The following is a 15,730-nucleotide window of genomic DNA, read 5'->3' on the forward strand; positions in this document are numbered from 1 at the left end:
ACCCTGCTATATTGAGCCCCGGTGGCGTCCGGGTCCTGGTGGGCCCCCCGGTCTTCAAAACCGGTGCGGCCGAGCATCTCGGCCTGGCGGGTTCGATTCCCGTCCGCCACCGCCAACTTCCGGCCCGAGCGCCGCGAGCAGAGGAGGGCTGTGGACCCGGTCGATCCCCGGCGCCTGATTCCGCGCACCGATGACCTGCTGGCTCTGCCGGCCGTCTCCAAGGCCCGGAGCAGGCTGAACGAGCGCGTCATCCGCAACCTCGTTCGTCAAATCCAGGATCAGGCACGGCGTGGTGAGCTCCCGCCCGGACAAGTGGAAGGAACACTGATCGCCGCCGTAGCCGACCGCACGGCGACGACCCTTCGTCCGGTGCTCAACGCAACCGGCGTCATCGTCCATACCAACCTCGGCCGTGCTCCACTTTCTGAAGACGCGGTGGAAGCTGTTATCGCGGCCAGCGGCTACGTTGACGTGGAGCTCGACTTGGCAACCGGCAGCCGGAGCGGGCGCGGCGCCGGGGCGCGCGCTGCATTACTCGCCGCCTGTCCCGCGGCTGAGGATGCGCTGGTGGTGAACAACGGCGCCGCAGCGCTGGTGTTGGCCACGACTGCCTTGGCCGCCGGCCGGGAGGTGGTGCTGAGCCGCGGGGAACTGGTCGAGATCGGTGCCGGCTTCAGGCTGACCGACTTAATGGAGTCGACGGGGGCGAAGCTACGCGAGGTAGGTACGACCAACCGCACCCACCTACAAGACTACGCCGGTGCTCTGGGGTCGAACACCGGGTGCGTACTCAAGGTCCATCCCAGCAACTTCCGGGTCGATGGATTTACCTCCACTGTCCCGTTGCACGAAATCAGCCCGCTGACCGTAGCCCACGGGGTACCTCTGGTGGCCGACCTGGGCAGCGGGCTCTTGTCGCCCGACCCTTTCCTGCCGGAGGAGCCGGACGCCGCCTCCGCCTTGGTGAGCGGAGCCGACGTCGTGATCGCCAGCGGTGACAAGCTACTCGGCGGCCCACAGGCTGGCTTGCTGCTGGGCCGCAAGGAAATCATCACGCGGTTGGCCCGCCACCCGCTCGCCCGTGCGGTCCGGGCTGACAAACTCGCCCTTGCCGCCTTGGAAGCCACGCTGGCGGGCGGCCCGCCGCCGGTTGTCCGGGCCCTGCACGCCGACGCCGGGCACTTGCGGCGCCGCACGGACCGGCTCGCCCGGGAACTCGACGTGCCCGTGGTGTCCCATGACGGTCGGGTAGGTGGCGGCGGCGCCCCGGGAGTGCCTCTGCCGGGATGGGCACTACGGCTCCCAGAGGGACTCGCAGGACTTTTGCGCACCGGTGATCCGGCTGTGCTGCCACGCGTCAACGATGGCTCGTGCCTGATCGATCTGCGCTGCATCGCCCCGGCGGATGACGACAGGATTCTCGACGCGATACGGAAAGCGCTGGCAGCCTTCAAGGCCGCGGACGCAGGCGGGGTGGGCTGAGGAGTGTACGTCGTAGCCACCGCCGGGCACGTCGATTCCGGCAAAAGCACCCTAGTTCGCGCCCTCACCGGCATGGAGCCGGACCGTTGGGAGGAAGAACGGCGCCGCGGGCTGACCATCGACCTAGGTTACGCCTGGACCACGTTCCCGTCCGGACAGAATGTAGCGTTCGTCGACGTACCGGGCCACGAACGCTTCCTGGGAAACATGCTTGCCGGAATCGGACCGGCCCCGGTGGTCTGCTTCGTCGTCGCCGCGGACGAGGGTTGGCAGGCGCAGTCAAGTGATCACCGGGATGCCGTCGCTGCGCTTGGAATAGAACACGGCGTGGTCGTGCTAAGCCGTGCGGACCGGGCGTCCAGCCGTCGGATCGCGGACGTGCTCTCGCGGAGCCGCACGGAGCTGGCCGGCACGGGCCTGAGGGAAGCCCCCGCAGTTGCCGTATCCGCTCTTGACGGTACCGGTCTGGCCGACCTGCGTTCAGCACTCGACGGTGTCCTGGCCCGCGTGCCCGCCCCCGCCACCTCAGGGCGGGTCCGGTTGTGGGTTGACCGCTCGTTCACGATTTCCGGTTCGGGAACGGTAGTGACCGGAACGCTGGCGGCAGGAACACTCGAACGGGGTGACCGGCTCCAGCTGCTCAGCCACGACGGTTCCCGGGCCGTGGTGGTCCGCGGTTTGCAAAGCAGGGACACCGCCTTTGCGTCCGTGCAGCCCGTCAGCCGGGTGGCGTTGAACCTACGGGACGTTGCCGCCACGGACATCCGCCGGGGAGATGCGCTGCTGACCCCGGATGCGTGGCCCACGACCGGCGTCGTCGGTATTCAGCGCACGACAGGGGTGGCCTATACGGCTGTGCCCGAACAGCTCATGGTGCACGTTGGCACCGCGTCCGTGCCTGCCCGTTTACGGCCATTCGGCGCGGATCACGCCCGGCTCGTCCTTGACAGGCAACTGCCCCTCGTTCTCGGCGACCGGCTGGTGCTGCGCGACCCCGGAAGCCGGTCAGTGCTGGGTGGGGCGCGTATCCTCGACGCCGATCCGCCTTCCCTGCGGCGGCGGGGCGACGGCGCCCGCTGGGCGGAGCGGCTTTCCGGCCTCGACCCCGCCGGCGACGTGCTCGGTGAAGTCGCCGCCCGCGGAGCAGTTCGGGCAGAACACCTTCACCGGCTGGGGCTGTTGCCCGGTCCCGAGACGGCCGCGCCCCCGGAGGTCCAGGTCATCGGTGATTGGTGGGTGCATGCGCCTGTCCTCGAGGCATGGCAGGAACGGCTGCGCGCCGCGGTCCAGGCATTGCAGGAACGTGACCCGCTGGCCGCCGGAATGTCCTTGGGCGCGGCGCGGGACCTACTGCAGTTGCCCGAGGAGAGGCTGCTGTCCCACGTCATCCGCGGCGCACGGCTGGAAGCGGAGGGCGGCCACGTCCGGCTGCCTGGCAGCCGAGATTCTCTCGGCGCCGCAGAGCCAGCGATCGCCGAGGTGGAGCGCACGCTGACCGCACATCCGTTTCACGCCCCCGAAGCCCAGGAGTTGGCCGCACTGGGCTTGGGCGCCCGCGAGCTCGCGGCGGCGGAGCGCACCGGGCGTCTGCTGCGGTTGCGCGATGGGGTGGTTCTACTGCCGACGGCCCCCGCCCTTGCGATGCGCCTACTGGCCGGTCTGGAGCAGCCCTTCACCACGAGCCAAGCGCGCCAGACTCTGGGCACGACCCGTCGAGTCGCAGTCCCGTTGCTTGAACATCTGGACTCTCGCGGCTGGACCCGGCGCCTTGATGCCGGTCACCGGACCGTGGCGCGTTGAGCCGCACTTTCTAGCCCCGCGCCTCTAAGGCCTCAGAGAGGTCAGGAACTAGACGTTGAAGCGGAATTCAACGACGTCGCCGTCGGCCATGATGTATTCCTTGCCTTCGATCCGGACCTTGCCACGGGCCTTCGCCTCGGCCATGGAACCGGCCTCGATCAGGTCATCGAAGGAGACGACCTCGGCCTTGATGAAACCGCGCTGGAAATCGGAGTGGATCACGCCGGCCGCCTGCGGGGCGGTGTCGCCCTGGCGGATGGTCCACGCGCGGGTTTCCTTGGGGCCGGCCGTCAGGTAGGTCTGCAGTCCGAGGGTGTGGAAGCCGACGCGGGCCAGCTGGTCCAGCCCGGATTCATCCTGGCCGTTCATTTCCAGCATCTCGCGGGCTTCTGCCTCGTCGAGCTCCACCAGGTCGGACTCGAGCTTGGCGTCCAGGAAGATGGCGTCGGCAGGGGCCACGAGGGCACGCAGTTCCGCCTGCTTCTCCGGGCTGCCGAGGATTCCCTCGTCGGAGTTGAAGACATAGATGAAAGGCTTGGCCGTGAGCAGGCCGAGTTCCTTGAGGTGCTCCATCTCCAGCTTGTCGCTCTTGATGGAAGAGAAGATGGTGTCGCCGCGTTCCAGCACTGCCTGCGCCGCCAGGATGGCCGCCAGCTCTGCCGCCTCCCGCTTCTTGATCTTGACTTCTTTTTCGATCCGCGGGATGGCCTTTTCGATGGTCTGCAGATCGGCCAGGATCAGCTCGGTGTTGATCGTCTCCATGTCGGAGCTGGGATCGACCTTGCCGTCGACGTGGATGACGTCCGGGTCATCGAACACGCGGACAACTTGCGCGATGGCCTCGGCCTCGCGGATGTTGGCGAGGAACTGGTTGCCGAGGCCCTCGCCCTCGGAGGCGCCCTTGACGATGCCGGCGATGTCCACGAAGGACACGGCGGCGGGCAGCAGGCGGGCGGAGCCGAAGATGCCGGCCAGCTTTTCAAGCCGGGCATCCGGCAGGTTCACGACGCCGATGTTGGGCTCGATCGTGGCGAACGGATAGTTCGCCGCGAGGACCTGGTTTCGGGTCAGTGCGTTGAAAAGGGTTGATTTGCCGACGTTGGGCAGTCCGACGATGCCAATAGTAAGAGCCACGAGCATATATTCTACCCGCACCAGCGGCCGGCCGTTGCTGCGGGCCCGTGGCTACACCTGTGGGGCGGCAGGGTGCCGGCGCGGGTAGGTGTGGGGGTGGTCGCGGGGCGATGTCGGGTGTTGCGGCGGGTACATCCCACGGTGTCCCGGGATGTTCCGGGTGTTCCGGGCGTCGAAACCAAAACTGTCACAGGGGCATGCCACAGTGAAGGCATGGAAGCTTTTTCACTGATTCTCGCCCTGCTCATGCTGCTTACGGGCGCCGTCACGGGCGCCGTCGTCGTCTATGTCCTGCTGCGCCGGCGCTACCTGGCCGTGGAACAGGACTTCGACGGCGTGTCAGCCCGGCTGTCCGACGTCAGCGCCCAGTTCGCCGCCGCCGACGCCGAGAGGCGCCTGCTCGCGGCCCAGAACCGCGAGCTCGGCGAGTCCCGGAACCATGACGGCAGTGTGCTCCGTGCGCTGGCGCCCGTGGCGGAAAAGCTCACCGCCGTGCAGCAGCAGGTATCCCTGCTCGAACGCGACCGGCTGGAGCAGTACGGCCAGCTGGCCCAGCAACTGCAGGAGGCCCGCCTGTCCGATGAGCAGCTGCTGCGGTCCACGCATGCGCTGGAGTCCGCCCTGCGCTCCAACAGCGCCCGCGGCCAGTGGGGCGAGGTCCAGCTGCGCCGGGTGGTCGAGGCGGCAGGCATGCTGCGGCACGTGGACTTCCACGAACAGCTCCACAGCGGGCAGGCCCACAGCTCCGGCACGGACGGCAGCCTCCGGCCCGACCTCGTGGTGCAGCTGCCCGGCGACAAGCAGCTGGTGGTCGACGCAAAGGTCCCTCTGGCGTCGTACCTTGCCGCCCAGGACCTCGGCGCCGCCCAGGCAGGCCAGCAGTCCTCGCAGCTGCCCGGCAGCCAGCAGGCGCACCTCGCCGCCCATGCCAAGGCCCTAAAGGCCCATGTGGACGCGCTGGGCAGCAAGAAGTACTGGGACATCCCAGGCAACTCTCCGGAGCTGGTGGTCTGCTTCCTGCCGGCGGAATCGATCCTGGCCGCCGCCCTCACGGCCGACCCGGCCCTGCTGGACTACGCACTGGCCAAGAACGTCGTCCTGGCCTCCCCCGGGACCCTGCTGGCGGTGCTGAAGTCGGTGGCGTTCACGTGGCGGCAGGACGTGTTGACGGACAGCGCCCGGGAACTCTTCGAGCTCGCCCGGCAGCTCTACGACCGGATGGGCACGCTCGGCGAGAACGTCACCAAGCTGGGGTCCTCGCTGAAGACCTCGGTTGAGCGGTACAACTCCATGGTCGGGACCCTTGAGGCCCGCGTCCTGCCCACCGCGAGGAAACTCAACGCCCTGGAAACCGCCGGACTGGCCACTCCCCCCGCCGTCGAAGTCACACCGCGGGCAGTCGCAGCCCCGGAACTTCAGTCCCGCGACGAGTCAGAAGAGTCCGCGGCCTAGGTGTACTGAGCCAGGGTCTCAGCGCCCAAGGACTGTCCAGTACCAAGGACTGTTCGGTGCCCAGGACTGTCCAGTGCTTTGGACTGTTCGGGGCCTAGGACTGTTCGGGGCGGGTGCCGCGGCCGCCGAGGGCGCGGGTGACGTCGCCGGCCTGCTTCAGGGTGGCCCGGAGCTCCTTCGGCAGGGAGAACAGGAGGTCTTCCTCGGCCGTGACGACTTCCTCGACCGATCCGTAGCCGTAGTCGGCGAGGAGCCGCAGCACGTCCTTGACGAGGACTTCCGGGACGGAGGCCCCCGACGTCACGCCCACCGTGGCGACGCCCTCGAACCACGTCTCGTCAACCTCATTGGCGAAGTCGACCCGGTAGGAGGCCTTGGCGCCGTATTCCAGTGCCACCTCCACGAGGCGGACGGAGTTTGAGGAGTTGGCGGAACCCACCACGATCACCAGATCCGCCTGGGGCGAGATCTTCTTGATGGCCACCTGGCGGTTGGTGGTGGCGTAGCAGATGTCGTCGCTGGGCGGGTCCTGCAGGGTGGGGAACCGCTGCTTGAGCAGGCGTACGGTCTCCATGGTTTCGTCCACGCTGAGGGTGGTCTGCGAGAGCCAGATGACCTTCTCCGGGTCGCGGACCGTGACCTTGTCGACCTCGTGCGGGCCGTTGATGATCTGGATGTGTTCGGGGGCCTCGCCGGCGGTGCCTTCGACTTCCTCATGGCCGTCGTGGCCGATCAACAGGATGTCGAAGTCATCCTTGGCGAACCGGACGGCTTCGCGGTGCACCTTGGTGACCAGCGGGCAGGTCGCGTCAATGGTGCGCAGGCCGCGGTCCTCGGCGGACTGGACGACGGCGGGCGAGACTCCGTGCGCGGAAAAGATGACGAGGGCGCCTTCCGGGACCTCGTCGGTTTCATCGACGAAGATGGCGCCCTTTTCCTCCAGTGAGCTGACCACATGGACGTTGTGCACGATCTGCTTGCGGACGTAGACCGGCGGGCCGTAGTGTTCCAGGGCCTTTTCCACCGCGATGACTGCACGGTCCACGCCGGCACAGTAGCCGCGCGGGGCTGCCAGAAGGACCTTTTTGGGACCGGCGACCGGGGCCGCGGCCAGGACGTCTTCCGGTGAACGCCGCCTGCGCGGAACGGATGGCATCGGAACGGAGACAGCGGTGGTGGTCATGCTCCCATGCTACCGGTGTTCAATCCTGCCCCGTTTGCGCCCGCCGGCGACCCGGACAGCCACTCCCGTGGCTACCAGTGCCGCTCCCGCGACGGCAGCAGCGACGATCCACTGGCCGAAGCTGGCAGAGCACGCCGCGACGAACTCGTTCTTGAACAGCTCCGCCACATCGTTACCGCTCGAGGTCCCGGCGACCGCGGCGCCGGCGGCGTCGCTGGCCAGCTTCCACACCCCCGCGAGCACCAGCGTTCCAACGCCCATCCCGACCAGCACGGTCCACCGGCGTCGGGCCGCAACGAACGCCAGAATGAAGGCGATGGCCGAGCCGACGGCAACGGCGTAGCCCATCGGGGCGTAGACGGTAACGCGTTCGATCATCTGGCGCTGGTCGGACTGCCCGATATGGATCAGCACCTGGCCGGGCGCCTCCAGCGGAAGGGTGGTCGCCGCAGTGACCTGCTTGGCCACCAGCCCGGCAAGCGGCGCGACATCCAGGGTGAGCGAGGACGTGCCGTCAACCTCCGGCGGCAGCGTGCTGGGGTCCGCGAACGTGAGGCGGTGGCTCCTGCGCAGGGTTTCAGCCCAGGCGTCGGGGTAGCCGGGCAGTCCCGTCAGCGAGCGCGCCGCGCTGTCCAGGACCGGCCGGGCCAGCTCCGTGAAGGCTTCGGGATTGCCGGCGCTGGCGGCCAGTCCGTCGACGGCGGCCGCGGCCAGCCGCTGCTGGAACGCCGGGTCCTTGCCCAGCGGCGCGGTCAGGGCGACGAAGCCCTCTTCCTGGACGATGTTCTGGTCCACCCACATGGCTGGAACGGCGACGGCTGCCATCAGGAGCCCGATGAGGACGGCGACGGCAGAGACAAAAGTGCGCAAGGGATTCCTAGGAGGTTGATGGCATCCCTCCCATCCTAGGGCGGGGCCGGGCGCGGCCATAAAGTCGGACCCCGGTGGTGAGCTATGGATAGAGTTGACAGAGACAACTTCCGGCTGCCGGCCGGCCCACCCGCCGGGAAGCGGGCCGCCGGCAGTCCCGGTGTAAGGACATGCAGTAACCGGCACGCAGCAAAGGACACGCACACATATGCACAAGGCACTCCACCAGGCACTTCCGGCCATGGAGCCCACGCATGCCTGAGGACGCGTCGGCAGCAACCACGCTACCGGCCACCGCGGCCCAAACCAGTCCGGACAACCCCTGGCCGCTGCAGTTGCTGTCCCAGAAGCTCAAGATGCATATCGACCGCGCGCCCTCGGCGTGGGTTGAGGGGCAGGTAATCGAGCTCAACCGGCGTGGCAGCAACGCCTACCTGACACTGCGGGACATCGACGCCGAAATCTCGCTGCCGGCATCGGTCTGGACCACAGTGCTGGACCGCCAGGCCGCCCCGCTCGAACGCGGTTCCCGGGTTGTAGCCCTGATCAAGGCCGAATTTTGGCTCAAGACGGGCCGGCTGAACATGTCCGTGAAGGACATCCGGCCCGTGGGCCTCGGCGACCTCCTGGCCAGGATCGAGCGGCTGCGCCAGGCCCTCGCCACCGAAGGACTCTTTGCCGATTCCCGCAAAAAGCGGCTTCCCCTGCTCCCGCACCGGATCGGCCTGATCACCGGCCGCGACTCTGACGCCAAGAAGGATGTGCTGCGCAATGCCGCCCTGCGCTGGCCGGCCGTCGAATTCGAGATCCGCGAAGTAGCGGTCCAGGGGAACACCGCCGTAGCCCAGATGATCGCGGCCTTGCGGGAACTCGACGCCCACCCCGTGGTCGACGTCATCGTCATCGCCCGCGGCGGGGGCGCCCTCGAGGACCTGTTGCCGTTCAGCAGCGAGGAGCTCATCCGGGCCGTCGCTGACGCGTCCACCCCCGTGGTGAGCGCGATCGGGCACGAAGCGGACCGGCCTATCCTCGATGACGTCGCAGACCTCAGGGCATCAACGCCCACCGACGCCGCGAAGAGGATAGTTCCCGACGTCGCCGAGGAGCTTGTCAGGGTCCGGCAGGCACGGGACCAGCTCCGTCGCGGAGTCACCCGGCTCGTTGAACGCGAGGGCGACCGGCTGGCCTCCCTGCGTTCGCGCCCCGTGCTGCTCTCCCCCGACGTCATGATCAGCCAGCGCCACGAGGACGTCGAACGGCTCAAGGTCCGCTCGCACTCGGCGATCAGCGCCGCCGTCGTGCGGGCAGCGGACCAACTGGTCCACCTCAAGGCGCAGGTGCGTGCACTCTCGCCGCAAAAGACACTGGATCGCGGCTACGCGGTGGTCCAGCTCGCCGGCGCCGGAAACGCCCCCGCAGCGCACCGGGACGTTGTGCGCCATCCGTCCCAGGCGCCCGCCGGCACGGACCTCACGGTTCGGGTGGCCGGCGGCCGGTTCACCGCCCAATCCACCGGCGGCCAGGAACCGGCCGAGGAATAACCCAGGCGGACGGTCGTGGCCACACGGCCACCCGTCAGCGCCAACACGGCCACCCGTCAGCGCCCCGAACAGGCACCACGGTCAGCACCACAGACAGCGTCACCGCGGCACAAACCGCGACAACCAAGGAGCACCCACATGGCAGCAGAACCCAACCCGAACGCCGACATCGAGGCCCTCAGCTACGAGGACGCCCGCGAGCAGCTGGTCGCCGTGGTGGGCAAGCTGGAGGCCGGCGGCGCAAGCCTGGAGGAATCGCTCGCGCTGTGGGAACGCGGCGAAGCGCTGGCCAAGCGCTGCGAACAGTGGCTGGAAGGCGCCCGCAAGCGGCTCGCCGCCGCCCGGGACCAGGCCGCGGACAAGAACTAGGCACCGGCACGCCGCGGCGTGCCAGTTCCCTCCGTATTAGGAGCGTTCGACCAGATCCCGTTCCAGATCGACGTCGAACTCCGGATCCGGCCACTGCAGCTTCAGCCCTTCCAGGGCGTCCAGCATCAGCTGCTGCACCGCGATGCGGGCGTACCACTTCTTGTTGGCCGGCACGACGTACCAGGGCGCGATGTCAGTGGCCGTCTTCTCGAACGCCTCCTGGTACGCATCCATGTAGTCGCCCCAGAAGGCGCGCTCCTTGAGGTCGGTGCTGCTGTACTTCCACACCTTGGTTTCGTCATCCAGCCTGGCGAGCAGCCGGTCCTTCTGCTCGTCCCGGCTGATGTTGAGCATGACCTTGACCACCGTGGTCCCGGCTGCCGCCTGCCTTGCCTCGAATTCGTTGATGGCCTTGTAGCGCCGCTCCAGTTCCTCGGGGCTTGCCCAGCGGTGGACCCGGTGAATCAGGACGTCCTCGTAATGCGAGCGGTCAAAAACGCCCACCATCCCGGCCGCCGGCACTGCCTTCTCGATCCGCCAGAGGAAATCGTAGGATTTCTCCTCCGGGGTCGGCGCCTTGAAGGACTTGAGCTGGACACCCTGCGGGTCCATCTGGCCCATGACGTGGTTGACGATCCCGCCCTTGCCTGCGGTATCCATCGCCTGCAGGACCAGCAGGACGCGCTTGGTGCCGCCGAACCGGGATTCGGCGAAAAGCTGCTCCTGCAGGGTGGTCAGCTTGCCATCGAGCTCTGCCAGGAGCGCCTCGCCGTCGGATTTCCCGCCCGGGTAGCCCGGGGTGGAGTCCGGGTCGCAGTCCTTCAGCTTGAATTTTTTTCCGACCAGCAGCGTCTCGGCGGGGTGCCGCTCGAACATCACAGCATCTGTCATGGAAAGCCTCTTTCCAGTTTCGTGCAGCCGCTGCGCGGGCGAGTCCCCGAACTCCGCTGCTGACCGAAGCCTAGTTCCCCTTGTACCGGCTCAGGAAGTCCGCCATGCGGTTGATTGCTTCTTCGAGGTCCTTGACGTTAGGCAGCGTCACCATCCGGAAGTGGTCCGGACGGACCCAGTTGAACGCCCTGCCGTGGGACAGAAGAATCTTCTGCTCGCGGAGCAGGTCCAGGACAAATTTCTCGTCGTCGCGGATGTGATAGACCTCGGGGTCCAGCTTCGGGAACAGATACATGGCCCCGCGGGCCTGCTGGGTGCTGACGCCCGGGATGGCGTTGAGCATGTCATAGGCCTTGTTCCGCTGTTCCAGGAGGCGCCCGCCGGGCAGGATCAGGTCGTTGATGCTCTGGTAACCGCCGAGGGCGGTCTGGATGGCGTGCTGGGCCGGCACATTGGCGCACAGGCGCATGTTGGCCAGCAGGTTGATGCCCTCGAGGTAGTCCGCGGCGGCCTTTTTCGGCCCGGAGATGGCCATCCAGCCGGCCCGGAAGCCGCAGACCCGGTAGGCCTTGGAGAGCCCGCTGAAGGTCAGGCACAGGACATCGTCGCCGGTGAGCGAGGCGAGGTTTACGTGTACCGCGTCTTCGTAGAGGATCTTCTCGTAGATCTCGTCGGCGAAGAGCACCAGGCCGTGTTTTTCCGCGAGGGCGACGATCTTCTTCAGCGTCGCCTTCGGGTACACCGCACCTGTCGGGTTGTTCGGGTTGATGACCACGATGCCCTTGGTGTGCGGCGTGATCTTCGCTTCCATGTCCTCGAGGTCGGGCTGCCAGCCGGATTCCTCGTCGCAGAGGTAGTGCACGGGCTTCCCGCCGGCCAGGGCAACCGAGGCCGTCCACAGCGGGTAGTCCGGGGTGGGGATGAGGACCTCATCGCCGTCGTCGAGCAGGGCCATGAGCGACATTGTGATCAGTTCGCTGACGCCATTGCCGAGGTAGATGTCATCCACGTGGATGTTCTGGATCCCGCGGGTCTGGTAGTACTGCGAGACGGCGGTGCGGGCCGAAAAAATGCCGCGCGAGTCGCTGTAGCCCTGGGCATGCGGCAGGTGGCGGATCATGTCCACCAGGATCGCGTCCGGCGCTTCAAACCCGAAGGGGGCCGGGTTTCCGATGTTCAGTTTGAGGATGCGATGACCCTCCGCCTCCATCTGCTGGGCGGCCTGAAGAATCGGTCCACGGATGTCGTAAAGGACATTATGAAGCTTGGTGGACTGCTTGAATTCTGCCATTCATCAAATATGCCATATGGAGGATGTTCTTCCGCTGAGACATGACTCACACGCGGGCGCCGCAGTAACAACAACGACGCCGGTGCCCGGGCTGTAAGCCCGGACACCGGCGTCGCAGGGTCGCCAGCGGTCTACTGCTGGGCGAGGCCCTTTTCCTTCAGCCACGCGTCGGCGGCATCTTTCGGGTTCTGCTTCTGGCTGCCGCTGACGGCACGGTTGAGGTTGATGAGGTCTTCCGTGGTGAGGACCTTGGACACGTTGTTGAGGGCTTCCTTCGCCTTGTCCGTCATCTTGGCCGTGTTGTAGAGCGGCAGCACCTGCTGGGCGATGAAGTTGTTCTTCGGATCCTCCAGCACCACGAGGTCGTTGTCCGGGATGGACGGGGTGGTGGTGTAGATGTCCGCGACCTGGACCTGGTCCGAGAGCAGCGCCTTGAGCGTGACGGCGCCGCCGCCGTCGCTGAACGGCTCGAGTTTCTTGGGCACGCAGTTGTAGTTCTTCGCCAGGCCCGGCAGGCCGTAGGCGCGCTCGGCGAAGGTCGCCGGGGCGCCGATGACCAGATCGCCGCAGACCTTCGCCATGTCTTCGATGGACTTCAGCTGGTGCTTCTCGGCCGTGGCCTTGGTGACCACCATGGCGTCCTTGTCCTCAGCCTTGGAGGCATCGAGCACGGCCAGGCCCTGCGGGAGCTTGGTCGGGAGTGCCTTGGCGATGTCCTCGGCGGAGACCTCGGTGGCGTCCTTGTTTACATACAGCAGCAGGTTGCCGCTGTAGTCGGGAACAACGTCCACCGAGCCGTCCTGGACTGCTTTGATGTAGACCTCGCGCGAGCCGATGTTCGGCTTGGTGCTGGCGGTGACGCCCGCGGCGTTCAGGGCGCCAGCGTAGACCTCGGCGAGGATCTGGCTCTCGGGGAAATCAGCCGACCCGATCACCAGGGCACCGCCGGAACCGGAGGCGGCACCGCTGCTGGCAGGGGCCGAGCTCAGCGGGTTTGATGAGCCTCCGCAGGCAGACAGGGCCATGGCCAGGCCGACGCCGACGGCCAGGCCGCCGAATGCGCGCCGGCCAAGACCTCGTTGGCGGGATTCCTTCATGACGTACCTCCTTGAACAACAGTCTCCGCGATCGCGGGGTCTGTGAGATCAACCGCAGCCTGCTGGCTGCGGTTCGGCTTGGATGAGGCGCCCCGTGACAGGAACAGCCTCTGAATTAGGGCGAGGATAAGGTCGACGCTGATGGCAAGGGCGGCGATCAGCAGCGAGCCTCCCAGCATTTGCGGGAAGTCGGAGAGCACGAGCCCGTCGAACAGATAACGGCCCAGGCCGCCCAGGTTGATGTAGGCGACCACGGAAACGGTGGCGATCACCTGGAGCACCCCGGTCCGGAACCCGCCGTACATCACCGGCAGCGCGTTCGGGAATTCCGCCCGGAACAGGACCTGCCACTCGGTCATGCCCATGGCGCGGGCGGCATCCACCACGTTGCGGTCGACGCTGGAGATTCCGGCGTAGGTGCCGGCGAGCAGCGGCGGCACGGTCAGGATCACGAGCGCCCAAATCGGCGGCATCAGCCCGATGCCCGCGAGCAGGACGAACAAGGTGAGCAAGCCGAGGGTGGGCAGGGCGCGCAGCGCGCCCGCGACTGACACGATCGCAACCCGCCCGCGACCGGTATGCCCGACGAACAGGCCGATCGGGACGGCGATGGCGATGGCGATCACCATCACCAGGCCCGTGTAGAACAGGTGTTCGGCCAGGCGCACCGGGATTCCGGCGCTGCCGGACCAGTTCTCCGGATCGCTGAGCCAGGCAAAGGTGTCCGTGACGACGTTATTCACGCGTTTCCCCCTCCGGTCTTGGGACGCGAAAACCGCATCGCCGCCGCGGCGGGGCCAGTCCTGTCCGGGCCGGCGCCCGAACCGGTGCCGCCACCCGTGGCCGCCGCGGCACGGGTCCAGGGCGTCAGCAGCCGTTCAAGCAGCACCAGGACGGCGTCCATCAGCAGCGCCAGGAGAAGGATGGCGATGATGCCCACCACCACTTCGGTGACGAAGTCACGCTGGAGGCCGGAGGTGAAGAGCATTCCGAGGTTGCCGATGCCGAGCAGTGCCGCGACGCTGACCAGCGAGATATTGCTGACCGAGACCACGCGCAGCCCGGCGAACAGCACCGGCAAGGACAGCGGCAGGTCGATCTGCATGAAGCGGGCGAAGGGTTTGAACCCCATGGCGACGGCGGCCTGCCGCAGGTCCTCGTCCACCGAGTCGAAGGCATCCAGCGTGGCGCGCACCAGCAGGGCGATGGCGTAGATGGTCAGGGCCACCACCACGTTGACCGGATCCAGGATCCGGGTCCCGAGGATGGTCGGCAGGATGATGAAAAGCGCCAGCGAGGGGATCGTGTACAGCAACGAGGACCCGGTGAGCACCACGGACCGGAGCCCGCGGCTCTGCCGGGCGAGCTGGGCCAGCGGAACGGCTATAAGGACCCCGAACACCATCGGCAGGATGGCCAGGATGAGGTGCTGGCCGGCGAGGCTGAAGACTTCCGCCCTGTTGGCCAGGAACCACTCCATCAGAGCCCTCCGTGCCGGACGTTGCGGTCTGACTCGATGACGGCGAGGACTTCGGCGGCCCCGATGACTCCGGCCACCCGGCCGTCGTCGTCCACGGCAACGCCAAGGCCCGAAGGTGAGGACAGGGCCGCGTCCAGTGCCCGGCGGAGCGTGTCCCCCTTCCGGAACAGGGAGCCGCCGGGAACCATCGCCGGGGCGGTTCCGGCGGCGCTGCGGGGCCCGGCCCAGCCCAGGGGCCGGAGAGCGTCGTCGACCACCAGCTGCCATTCATCGGAGCCGCCCTCAGCCCTGAGCTGATCGGGCGTGAGAGTGGGGACGGGGTGGATGGTGACACCGTCGGAGGGGCTGAACGCAAGGTGCCGGAACCCGCGGTCACGGCCCACGAAGGAGGCCACGAACTCGTTCGCCGGGGCCCGCAGGATCTCCGCCGGGGCCGCGTACTGCGCCAGCTTGCCGCCGACGGCGAACACGGCCACTTTGTCGCCCAGGACGGTGGCCTCGTCGATGTCGTGGGTGACGAATACGATCGTCTTGGCCAGGTCATGCTGGAGCCGGAGGAGCTCCTTCTGGAGTTCATCGCGGACCACCGGGTCCACGGCGCTGAAGGGCTCGTCCATGAGCAGCACCGGAGGATCGGCCGCGAGTGCCCGGGCCACGCCTACGCGCTGCTGCTGTCCGCCCGAGAGCTGGGACGGGTACCGCTTGCCGAGCGAAGAGGCCAGCCCGACGACGTCGAGCAGTTCCTGGGCGCGCTTGCGGGCGTCGGCTTTGGACACGCCGTTGAGCCGGGGAACGGTGGCGATGTTGTCCAGCACGGAGCGGTGCGGCATCAACCCGGAGGACTGCATGACGTACCCCATGGACCGCCGCAGCTGCGCGGCAGGGATTGAAGTGACATCGGCCCCGTCCACGGTGATGACGCCGGACGTGGGCTCCACCATGCGGTTGATCATCCGCAGGGACGTGGTCTTACCGCAGCCGGAGGGTCCGACGAAGACAGTGATGGCGCCCTTATCGATGGACATGGTCAGCCCGTCAACGGCGGCCTGACCGCCCTGGTACTGCTTGGTGACGTTCTGGAACTCGATCATGGCTTCGGCCATTTCCGGGCTTACCTAACTGTTGGCGGCAACATTGGTC

14 protein-coding genes and 1 tRNA gene are annotated in these 15,730 nt (G+C 67.4%); 6 read left to right on the plus strand and 9 right to left on the minus strand.

Annotated features, from left to right (window positions below):
* Positions 1-20: 20 nt before the first annotated feature.
* The 3 genes from AC1DRO_RS04840 to selB all read left to right on the plus strand — a co-directional run bounded on the left by AC1DRO_RS04840 (position 21) and on the right by selB (position 3,282).
* Positions 21-115: transfer RNA gene (locus AC1DRO_RS04840), tRNA-Sec, on the plus strand.
* A 35-nt stretch (positions 116-150) separates the two neighbouring features.
* Positions 151-1,482, plus strand: a complete 1,332-nt coding sequence (gene selA, locus AC1DRO_RS04845; RefSeq protein WP_476950023.1) for an L-seryl-tRNA(Sec) selenium transferase — start codon at positions 151-153, stop codon at positions 1,480-1,482.
* Between the two features lie 3 nt (positions 1,483-1,485).
* Positions 1,486-3,282: a selenocysteine-specific translation elongation factor gene (gene selB / locus AC1DRO_RS04850; RefSeq protein ID WP_028275709.1), complete on the plus strand. Its 1,797-nt coding sequence runs from the start codon at positions 1,486-1,488 to the stop codon at positions 3,280-3,282.
* A 48-nt stretch (positions 3,283-3,330) separates the two neighbouring features.
* Here the strand turns inward: selB and ychF are convergent, their stop codons facing one another.
* Positions 3,331-4,416, minus strand: coding sequence for a redox-regulated ATPase YchF (gene ychF / locus AC1DRO_RS04855; RefSeq protein WP_028275710.1), 1,086 nt, complete (start codon positions 4,414-4,416; stop codon positions 3,331-3,333).
* A 213-nt stretch (positions 4,417-4,629) separates the two neighbouring features.
* Here ychF and AC1DRO_RS04860 point away from each other — a divergent pair, with 213 nt between their 5' ends.
* Complete coding sequence (locus tag AC1DRO_RS04860) at positions 4,630-5,868, plus strand: DNA recombination protein RmuC (protein WP_476950024.1); 1,239 nt, start codon at positions 4,630-4,632, stop codon at positions 5,866-5,868.
* A gap of 94 nt (positions 5,869-5,962) precedes the next feature.
* On the opposite strand, the gene AC1DRO_RS04865 is transcribed toward AC1DRO_RS04860, so the two are convergent.
* Positions 5,963-7,051, minus strand: a complete 1,089-nt coding sequence (locus AC1DRO_RS04865; RefSeq protein ID WP_028275712.1) for a 4-hydroxy-3-methylbut-2-enyl diphosphate reductase — start codon at positions 7,049-7,051, stop codon at positions 5,963-5,965.
* A gap of 9 nt (positions 7,052-7,060) precedes the next feature.
* Positions 7,061-7,921, minus strand: coding sequence for a hypothetical protein (locus tag AC1DRO_RS04870; protein WP_476950025.1), 861 nt, complete (start codon positions 7,919-7,921; stop codon positions 7,061-7,063).
* 254 nt (positions 7,922-8,175) lie between these two features.
* On the opposite strand from AC1DRO_RS04870, the gene xseA reads away from it, so the two are divergent.
* On the plus strand, positions 8,176-9,462 hold the full coding sequence (xseA, locus tag AC1DRO_RS04875; RefSeq protein ID WP_028275714.1) for an exodeoxyribonuclease VII large subunit: 1,287 nt from the start codon (positions 8,176-8,178) through the stop codon (positions 9,460-9,462).
* Positions 9,463-9,600: 138 nt separating this feature from the next.
* Complete coding sequence (locus AC1DRO_RS04880; RefSeq protein WP_018773784.1) at positions 9,601-9,831, plus strand: exodeoxyribonuclease VII small subunit; 231 nt, start codon at positions 9,601-9,603, stop codon at positions 9,829-9,831.
* Between the two features lie 36 nt (positions 9,832-9,867).
* Here AC1DRO_RS04880 and AC1DRO_RS04885 read toward each other — a convergent pair whose 3' ends face one another.
* From AC1DRO_RS04885 to AC1DRO_RS04910, 6 genes are all read right to left on the minus strand, one after another.
* Positions 9,868-10,722 carry a polyphosphate kinase 2 family protein gene (locus tag AC1DRO_RS04885; RefSeq protein ID WP_476950026.1) on the minus strand — a complete coding sequence of 285 codons (855 nt, stop codon included), beginning with the start codon at positions 10,720-10,722 and terminating at the stop codon, positions 9,868-9,870.
* 70 nt (positions 10,723-10,792) lie between these two features.
* Positions 10,793-12,013: a pyridoxal phosphate-dependent aminotransferase gene (locus tag AC1DRO_RS04890; protein WP_028275716.1), complete on the minus strand. Its 1,221-nt coding sequence runs from the start codon at positions 12,011-12,013 to the stop codon at positions 10,793-10,795.
* 131 nt (positions 12,014-12,144) lie between these two features.
* Positions 12,145-13,110: an ABC transporter substrate-binding protein gene (locus AC1DRO_RS04895; RefSeq protein ID WP_028275717.1), complete on the minus strand. Its 966-nt coding sequence runs from the start codon at positions 13,108-13,110 to the stop codon at positions 12,145-12,147.
* Positions 13,107-13,853, minus strand: a complete 747-nt coding sequence (locus tag AC1DRO_RS04900; RefSeq protein WP_476950027.1) for an ABC transporter permease — start codon at positions 13,851-13,853, stop codon at positions 13,107-13,109. Before AC1DRO_RS04900 ends, AC1DRO_RS04895 begins: the two co-directional genes overlap by 4 nt.
* Positions 13,850-14,590, minus strand: a complete 741-nt coding sequence (locus AC1DRO_RS04905) for an ABC transporter permease (RefSeq protein ID WP_476950028.1) — start codon at positions 14,588-14,590, stop codon at positions 13,850-13,852. The genes AC1DRO_RS04900 and AC1DRO_RS04905 overlap by 4 nt, the downstream gene beginning before the upstream one ends.
* Positions 14,590-15,693 (minus strand): ABC transporter ATP-binding protein, encoded by a 1,104-nt coding sequence (locus AC1DRO_RS04910; RefSeq protein ID WP_476950029.1) that lies wholly within the window; start codon positions 15,691-15,693, stop codon positions 14,590-14,592. The genes AC1DRO_RS04905 and AC1DRO_RS04910 overlap by 1 nt, the downstream gene beginning before the upstream one ends.
* Positions 15,694-15,730 lie beyond the last annotated feature (37 nt).

This window comes from Arthrobacter sp. P4_F11 (assembly GCF_056401395.1).